Origin of the sequence: Dyella sp. AD56 (genome assembly GCF_002878475.1) — a bacterium.
In the GTDB taxonomy this organism is placed as follows: Bacteria; Pseudomonadota; Gammaproteobacteria; order Xanthomonadales; family Rhodanobacteraceae; genus Dyella.
In genome coordinates this window covers 1-7780 of sequence record NZ_NRDP01000047.1, presented here as the reverse complement: position 1 = coordinate 7780, position 7780 = coordinate 1, and the positions used below count along the sequence as shown (strand labels likewise).

The window sequence follows — 7780 nt, the reverse complement described above, 5'->3', positions numbered from 1 at the left end:
CGCAGGGGGATCGGCATGGATGCCGATCCCTTTTCGCCAGGGCAGGATGCCCTGTCGAAAAGCCCGGCCGCCCCTCACGAACTGGCCGGCTTCACCGGCCAGCGCCAAGTGGGGGTGCCCTTTCTTTGGGTTACTTTTCTTTACTCCGGGCATCCTGCCCTCCGCCCTTCGGGCCGGCTTCGCCGTTCGCACGCGCTCCTGCGCGTGCGTGGGCAAGCAAAGAAAAGTGACTCGGCCTTCGGTAGAAGGTCGAAACGCCCGCTGCGTAAGCGGCCAGGTCGCGGTAGCGCACGAGGCGACAGCCGACCACTGACGAAACTGGATGACCAGCCCTTCGGCTGTTGAAAAGCGCCTCCTGCCTTCGCAGGGATGACGGTTTCATCGAAATGGTACGGCGAGCCACCCACCCCTCACCCCAACCCCTCTCCCCGAAGGGAGAGGGAGCAATGCGTCACCGCGCCATGGTGCCCGCCGGTACCGCAAGCGCGGTCCACGACAGCGCAACCACCCCACCTACGCCATCCGTTTCCGCACCGCCTCCCACGCGTAATGACACATATGGGACGACGACGACAACCATCCGAGCCGCGCAAAATCCCGATAAATCCGCCACTGCCAACACGCTGCCCGCCACTTGTCAGCCGACACCGAATCCTCGCGAACACGGTAATAGGCCAGCGGTTGATCGCCAGGGACGCAGGTGGCATGTCCCGCGCGGCGCACCATTTCCAACCAGAACACATAGTCCTCGTGCCCGACGGCAGGAAAGGCAGCATCGCCGAGGGCGCGGTCGTAGAGGCCGGTGAGGTTGCCGATGCGGTTGCTTCGCAGCATTTGTGCGTAATCGACGGATGCCGGTGGGCGCACGCGCGAGAGCAGGTGGCCGTCTTCGGTGATGCGGTCGTAGGAGGTGTAGCAAACGCGTGAGCGCGTTTCCTCCATGTGTTCCATCTGCCACTCCAGCTTGCGCGGATGCCAGCCGTCGTCACTGTCGAGGAAGGCAATATGACTGCCTAGTGCGGCATGGATGGCAGTGTTGCGGGCGGCAGCCACACCACCGTTAGTGCGGGCATGGATGACGCGAATGCGTTCGTCGGCATCGGCCAGGGCGTCGAGCAGGTGGGGGGTTTCGTCGGTGGAGCAGTCGTCCACGATCACCAGTTCCCACGATGGGTAGGTTTGCGATAGCACGGAAACCACCGCGCCGCGGATGTATTTGGCGGCGTTGTAAGCGGGCATGACGACGCTGACCAGTGCGCTGCTCATGGTGTGGTATCCCGTGGCTGCTTGCGGCCGATGAAGTCGATGGAGGTAACGCACAGGCGTTCCGGGGGAATGTCTGCGAACTGGGGATGCACGTGCATCGAAGCCAGTTCGGCCATACGGTTTTCCCGGGCGCATTCGGTGTTCAGGACAATGTCGAAGCCAGCAGCGAGCGCGCGGTCGACGAATTCATAGGCGCGCATGCGGTTCTGGTAGAGGAAGGCGTTGTCCCAGCGTCGCCATTGGCGATCTGAGTACTGCAGGTAATGGAGCTGGTTGATTGTGCGGTCGACGTAGGCGTAGTGGTCACCACAATTGACTGAATGGAACATCACGCCACCGGGCGCAAGGATGCGCATTGCTTCGCGGAAAATGCCATCCACCGCCGTCGGCACTACGTGTTCGAGCACGCTGTTGGAGAACACGCAGTCGAGTTCATGCGCAGGTAGGGCCGTGCTCGATGCATCCGCGGGTGCCTGGTAAACCACTACGCCATCGGTGGCGGTGCCGATGTCGTTGCCCTTACGCAAATGGTCGGCCAGGTGCTGCTGGCGTCGCTGTACGTCGGCCTCCGGCACGCCGCAGGCCTCGGCGATCAGTGCGGTGTGACGGGCGAGGTTGTCGGCGCAGTCGAGTACCAGATCAAGCTTGATATGGCGGTTCAGATCCACGGTGATGATCCGCTTCGCGCCGCCGAGATAGCAGGCGAAGGGAAACGTGGGATACCAGCCGCTGCCGATCTCGAACAGGCGTGCGCCGGCGATCGGCAGGCCAGCTTCGCGCAGGTGGCCCGCCATCAGTCGCCAGTCGTCCATCTTGATGTCGAATTCGCGGGTGAATCCGCGCAGTCCGCCGAAGCGGCGCTGGAGCGCGTAGTGCGCTTGCTCGCCACCGGGCATATGTCCCAGCAGCTTTTGCAGTACGCCTTTGGCTCGCCAGTGCATTACGTATCACCCCATGCCAGGAACGTCAGCCATGGCCTCCGCCTCATCCAAGGCGGAGTCCTGGTGCGTCCATTTCGTTACGCCAGGCGGCGGCGCCAGTTCGAAGTCGCGATAGCGCGCTGGGTTGCCTTCCATGCCGGCTTCGGCCGCCTTGATGATGTTGTAGGTTTCCCGCGCGGTAACGTAGTGAAGTACATAGCGCCGACCATCGTTGTAGTGCTTCTCAAGATGGTCGTGCATGGCATGCATGGGATCACCGAGCAGCGTGTCCATATCACGCTCTTGCGTGCCATGCGTGTGGATCTTGATGAAGATCCAATCGGGACGACCCTCGACGTGGATGCCGGTGCGCACCCACGCGTCGACACGCTCCGGCGTCGGCGGACAACTGTGGCGCACATCGGCGTTTTCGATGCGCGGCATGATCAGCTTGCGCCGACGCTTCCAGTCCAGCCCGAGCGGGCCCTGCACGATCATCAGGTCGCCCGTGGGTGTGCCGTCCACTCGCACGGGCGTGCCCGTGTTGTGGGATTTCGGGTGGCAGGGGTCGTCGGTGGCGTAGTAGATGGCGTTGATGGTGCGCGTCTGGGTTTCGCTGGGCGCGGAGGGCAGGGTGAAGTCGGCGTAGCAACCGAGCTCGCGCAGCAGGATCAATTCGTTGTTGATCCCGCACCAGCGGCCGTCGGCACGCGAGTTGTCCAGCGACCAGTTGCCGTGGATGAAGCCAAAGCGCAGTTGCCCGGTGTGCCGGTCGCGCGATAGCGCGCCATGGCGGGCGTGCAGCAGTTCGTTGAAGCGGGAGATGGTGTTGCAGAAATTCTTGGGTGTGTCGTTGTCGTGATGCAGGTGGATCTCGATTTCGCCGTAGCCATCCGCGCAAAGGCCGGCGATCTTGTCCAGGTGCTCCGGCAAGTATTCTTCTTCGGGATAGAAGAAGCTGTGTTGCGGCGGGCGGCCATCGGCATCGCGATGGCGGGAGGCCATGGCGGGGTAATCCTTGTACCAACGGTCGACGCGGCGGCGCTGAGTTTCCAGGTCCACGCGGCCCCACGCTGGTTCGTAGTGGTCCACGAAGCAGAACATGATGTGGGTGGGGCCTTCGACGGCGGGGCGGGGGCGCTGCCGCAGATAGCTGCCTAGCCATACCTGCATATTGCGCGAGCGGATGGCCATCCACGCTACCGCGCAGAACAAGGCCAGAAGCATCGCCAGTACCAGCGTCACGATGACCAAGGTTTGGCTCATCACATGTCCCCTGTTAGTGCTTGAAGCGCCAGTGCGTGGCGATCCACACGCTGCGCTTCGCCGTGCTCACGCCGGCAACGCGCGAAAGGTGAAACCGTGCTGCCTCCACTCTGGCAGCAGCAACTCGAGCATCCGTAACGAGCAGTCGCTGTCGTCATGCATCAGCATCACGTCACCAGCGCGAGGCGGTTGCGCGCGGAGGCGATTGGCCAGCTCATCGGGTTCCCGTCCCTGGTAGTCCAACGTGTCGTAAGACCAGTACGCGAGCTTGCGCCGGTTGAGCGCAAAGCGCAGCGTCAGCAGCAGGGAGAACACGCCACGCGGCGGCCGAAAACCGTGATGGCTGCGCCCGTCGAAACTGGACAGCACCTCATCGGTGCGTTCGACTTCCACCCACTGCTCGGTGTGCGTGAGCGCATCGAACATGGGGTGGCTATAGGAGTGATTACCCAGCACGTGTCCCTCTTCGACGATGCGTTCCACGAGTTGCGGATAGCGTTCCGCCTCGCGGCCGATCAGGAAGAACGTCGCCTTGGCACCATGCTGGCCGAGCAGTTCGAGCAGGGCAGGCGTGTGGTCGGGATGCGGGCCGTCGTCGAACGTGAGGTATAGCGCCTTCTCCTCTTCCGACGCGCGCGTCGACACCACCCCGCGTGGCAGGTATTGCAGCAGCTGCATCTTTTTCGGTCGGAGCGTCATGACGACTTCACGCACGGAAAGGACGGAAAGGAGGGGCGGGCGCAGCGGCGCGCGGGCGCCGCTTTCATGGTTCCCACTGTGTCGCCAAGCGGGCCTGAGTTCCATTGGGCACATAGTCAGTACCGCATGCGACCGAAAGGCTATGGCGAACGGCCGATGGCCCTCGCCCGGTGGGCGGATGCCTGTGCCGGACAGCGGAAAAAGCCGTTATTTCCAGCGCCGCCTTGGCAATTCGACTTATGTGAGCGCGAGGGGCGTTGCGCTAGGCTCATCACGTCGATACAGGCCGGACCCGACGTCCGGGCAGACAGGGCGACGCAACCGGGGTTGCATGCGGTCTTCGCTCCTCGTGATCAACCTGGACAGGGGACAGCCATGGTGGTTTCACACCCGGCCCTCGCTACGGAGCGGGCATGTTAGAGCGCTACGGCGTCGTCTACTTCGGCAACGACTGGTTTGCCGAGAACCGCACGAGCAGCCATCACGTGGCTCAGCGGCTGGCCGCGCACATGCCCGTGCTCTACGTGGATTCACCGGGCATGCGCGCGCCACAGGCGAGCGGGCGCGACCTGCGCCGCGCACTACGCAAGCTGCGTGAGGCGCTGCGCCCGCCGCAACGCGTGGGGGATAGTCTGTGGCGCTGCACCGTTCCGCAGTTGCCGTTTCGCCGCGTGCCGGGCGTGCCTTTGTTCAATCGTCTGTTCAGCCAGTGGGCGCTTCGGCGCGCTATGCGGGTGCTCGGCGGGCGCCAGCGCATATCGTGGTTCGTCACACCGCACCCAGGGTTTCTTGCGCGCCGGCTGGGTGAAAGCCTTTGCGTGTATTACTGCATCGACGACTATGCGGCGCATCCCGGCGTGGATGCGGAGGTGATCGCCGCCAGCGACCTGGCGCTCACCAAAGCCGCCGACCTTGTCTTCGTCGCGCCGCCCGCGCTGGTGGCGGCCAAGCAGGCGCAGAATCCCCAGACGCGTTTTTCGCCCCACGGGGTGGATGCCAAGCTGTTCGCTCAGGCGTCCGACCCGGCCACCGAACTGCCGCCAGCGGCGCGGGGTTTCGTGGGCCCGGTGGTGGGCTATTTTGGCTCGATCCATGAATGGATCGACGTGGAACTCATTGCGTGGCTGGCGCAACGACGACCGCAGTGGACCTTTCTGTTGGTGGGCTACGCGGCGATCAAGGTGCCTGGTCTGGATGCATTGCCGAACGTAGTGCTGGCCGGTGCGCAGCCCTACACAAGCCTGCCGGCATGGGCCAAGGCGTTCGATGTCGCCATCATTCCGTATCGCCGTAACCGGCAGGTGGAAAACGCCAACCCGCTCAAGCTGCGCGAGTACCTCGCCACGGGAAAGCCCGTGGTTGCCGTTGGCAATCCGGAGATTGCACGTTTCGCATCGCTGGTACGCATTGCGGATGGTCGCGATGATTTCCTCGCCGCACTCGATCAGGCCATTGCCGATGGTCCGCAACACGGTGCCGCCGAACGCATGGCATCGGTGGCGGACCAGACCTGGGACCGCCGGGTGGAGGACGTGCTGCGCGAAGTCGCCACGTCGCTCGCCACGGCGGACATGACTCTTGCCGATCGTCGGGTGACAGGATGAGCCTTATCGTCGACAAGCGCTTGCGTATCGGCATCGTCGGTGCCGGTTATGTCGCGCGTTATCACATTGAGGCGCTGAAGCGACTCGATGAGGTCGAGATCGTGGGTGTCTGCGATCTGGATCTCGACGCAGCCAACAAGCTGGCGCAGACCTATGACATCGGCTGGGCCACATCGGATCTGGCCGAACTGGGTAAGCGGCGACCGAACGCCATCTTCATCCTGACGCCGCCGTCCAGTCACTGCGCATTGACCTTGCGCGCGCTCGATATGGGTTGTCACGTATTCGTCGAAAAGCCCATGGCCGATTCAGTGGCCGAGTGCGATGCGATGATCGCCAAGGCGCGTGAGAAAGGCCTCGTGCTGTCGGTCGATCATTCCGATCTGTTCGACCCCATGATCATGCGCGCAAAGGAACTGGTTGCAGCCGGAGTCTGTGGCGATCTCGTCGCGGTGGACGTGTGGCGCAGCTCCGACTATCCGCCCTACGGCGGCGGTCCCTTGCCGGGAATGGTGGCGCAGGGCTCGTATCCGTTCCGCGACCTCGGCGTGCATGGCCTCTATACGATGGAGGCCTTCCTGGGCGAGATCGCTAGGGTGGATATCCGTTACCGCTCCACCGGTCGTTCGACCACGTTGAAGTTCGATGAGTGGCAGGCGCTCGCTGAATGCGAGCAAGGCACGGGTCGCGTGATGCTGTCGTGGAACGTGCGACCGATGCTCAACCGCATCGTGGTGCAAGGCACACGTGGTGTGATCGAAGTCGACCGCTTCCTGCAGGTCTGCCATGTACGTCGTGTGCTGCCTGGGCCTAAATTCATCGGCATTGTCATGGGGGCATTCGTTGGCGCGTTGCGCGACGTGTTTCGCATCCCATGGAACATATTGCGCTTCGCCACGGGAAGCTTGCGGCCATCACCCGGCATCCAGTCCGGGGCCGAGGCGTTTGCACGCGCTCTGCTCGACGGCACGGCGCCGCCGGTGAGTGCGGAAGATGGTCGACGCCCGATTGCCCTGATGGAAGCCGCTTGCCGCCAAGCCGATGAGGAACGCCGGCAGGAACTGGAAGCGCGCATCGAAACGCTGGAACCTGTGGATGCGCTGGTGACCGGTGCTTCGGGCTTTCTCGGCCGCACGCTGGTTAATGCCTTGCGCCGCAAAGGGCAGAGCGTCCGCGTGCTGGTGCGTCGCCCCGACCCACGGCTAGCTGGCATAGCGCAGCAGGTGGTGCTGGGTGACCTGGGTGATCCGCGCATCGTTGATCATGCGGTGCAAGGCGCGCGCGTGGTTTACCACGTAGGTGCCGCGATGGGTGGCGGCCCACGCGAGTTCGAAGCCGGCACGGTGTGGGGCACGCGAAACGTCGTCGATGCCTGCCTGCGTCACCGCACGGAATCCCTGGTCTACGTCAGCTCGATGAGCGTGCTCGATCACGCCGGGCGGAATCCGGCGGAGGCCATCGACGAGACATCGACGCTGGAGCCTCATCCGGATTGGCGTGGCAGCTACACGCAGACCAAATTGACGGCGGAGACGTACGTGCGCGATGCGATTCGCGATCACGGCTTGCCGGCAGTCGTGATTCGCCCGGGGCAGATCATTGGACCCGGCTCGGAAAAGGTCACGCCTAACGGCACGCTTGGCATTGCTGGCCGATGGATCGCTGTGGGATCACCGTTGCAGACGTTGCCGCTGGTGTACGTGGATGACGTAGTCGATGCGTTGCTGCTGGCAGCGCAAACACCTGGCGCCAAAGGGCAGGTGGTGCATGTGGTGGATCCGGCCATCGTCACGCAGGGTGAGTACCTGGAGCGGGTGCGCCGCAAGCGTGGCAAGGATCTGAAGCTGATGCGCTGGCCAACCTGGTGGTTGCTCACTTTGTCGGTGGGCGTGGAGAGGGTCGCGTCAAATACAGCAGGGACGCGCACCGCATGACCATCCTCTTGTTCGACGGTGCAACTCAGGCGATCACTGAGACCGTAAAGGCCCTACCGTTCTCAATGAACCAAGGCCACCCCTCGGTTAC

Annotated in this window: 6 protein-coding genes; 2 read left to right on the top strand and 4 right to left on the bottom strand. The window is 63.6% G+C overall.

Annotated features, from left to right (window positions below; translation table 11 throughout):
• Positions 1-513: 513 nt before the first annotated feature.
• The 4 genes from DyAD56_RS23405 to DyAD56_RS23390 all read right to left on the bottom strand — a co-directional run bounded on the left by DyAD56_RS23405 (position 514) and on the right by DyAD56_RS23390 (position 4151).
• Complete coding sequence (locus tag DyAD56_RS23405) at positions 514-1266, bottom strand: glycosyltransferase family 2 protein (protein WP_158241440.1); 753 nt, start codon at positions 1264-1266, stop codon at positions 514-516.
• Complete coding sequence (locus tag DyAD56_RS23400; RefSeq protein WP_102305240.1) at positions 1263-2207, bottom strand: methyltransferase domain-containing protein; 945 nt, start codon at positions 2205-2207, stop codon at positions 1263-1265. The genes DyAD56_RS23405 and DyAD56_RS23400 overlap by 4 nt, the downstream gene beginning before the upstream one ends.
• 6 nt (positions 2208-2213) lie before the next feature.
• A complete protein-coding gene (locus DyAD56_RS23395; protein WP_102305239.1) occupies positions 2214-3452 on the bottom strand; it encodes a hypothetical protein in 1239 nt (412 codons plus the stop codon).
• 66 nt (positions 3453-3518) lie between these two features.
• Positions 3519-4151: a polysaccharide deacetylase family protein gene (locus DyAD56_RS23390; RefSeq protein WP_199179104.1), complete on the bottom strand. Its 633-nt coding sequence runs from the start codon at positions 4149-4151 to the stop codon at positions 3519-3521.
• Between the two features lie 413 nt (positions 4152-4564).
• Here DyAD56_RS23390 and DyAD56_RS23385 point away from each other — a divergent pair, with 413 nt between their 5' ends.
• Both DyAD56_RS23385 and DyAD56_RS23380 read left to right on the top strand, forming a co-directional pair.
• Entirely contained in the window at positions 4565-5755 is a 1191-nt protein-coding gene (locus DyAD56_RS23385; protein ID WP_102305238.1) for a glycosyltransferase, read from the top strand.
• Positions 5752-7689, top strand: coding sequence for an NAD-dependent epimerase/dehydratase family protein (locus DyAD56_RS23380; RefSeq protein WP_102305237.1), 1938 nt, complete (start codon positions 5752-5754; stop codon positions 7687-7689). The genes DyAD56_RS23385 and DyAD56_RS23380 overlap by 4 nt, the downstream gene beginning before the upstream one ends.
• The last annotated feature ends 91 nt before the right edge of the window (positions 7690-7780 follow it).

What these genes read in the sequence shown, in the direction of transcription:
- DyAD56_RS23395 (WP_102305239.1), bottom strand. Translation starts at nt 3,452, where the DNA reads ATGAGCCAAACCTTGGTCATCGTGACGCTGGTACTGGCGATGCTTCTG.
- DyAD56_RS23380 (WP_102305237.1), top strand. Translation starts at nt 5,752, where the DNA reads ATGAGCCTTATCGTCGACAAGCGCTTGCGTATCGGCATCGTCGGTGCC.
- DyAD56_RS23400 (WP_102305240.1), bottom strand. Translation starts at nt 2,207, where the DNA reads ATGCACTGGCGAGCCAAAGGCGTACTGCAAAAGCTGCTGGGACATATG.
- DyAD56_RS23405 (WP_158241440.1), bottom strand. Translation starts at nt 1,266, where the DNA reads ATGAGCAGCGCACTGGTCAGCGTCGTCATGCCCGCTTACAACGCCGCC.
- DyAD56_RS23385 (WP_102305238.1), top strand. Translation starts at nt 4,565, where the DNA reads ATGTTAGAGCGCTACGGCGTCGTCTACTTCGGCAACGACTGGTTTGCC.
- DyAD56_RS23390 (WP_199179104.1), bottom strand. Translation starts at nt 4,151, where the DNA reads ATGACGCTCCGACCGAAAAAGATGCAGCTGCTGCAATACCTGCCACGC.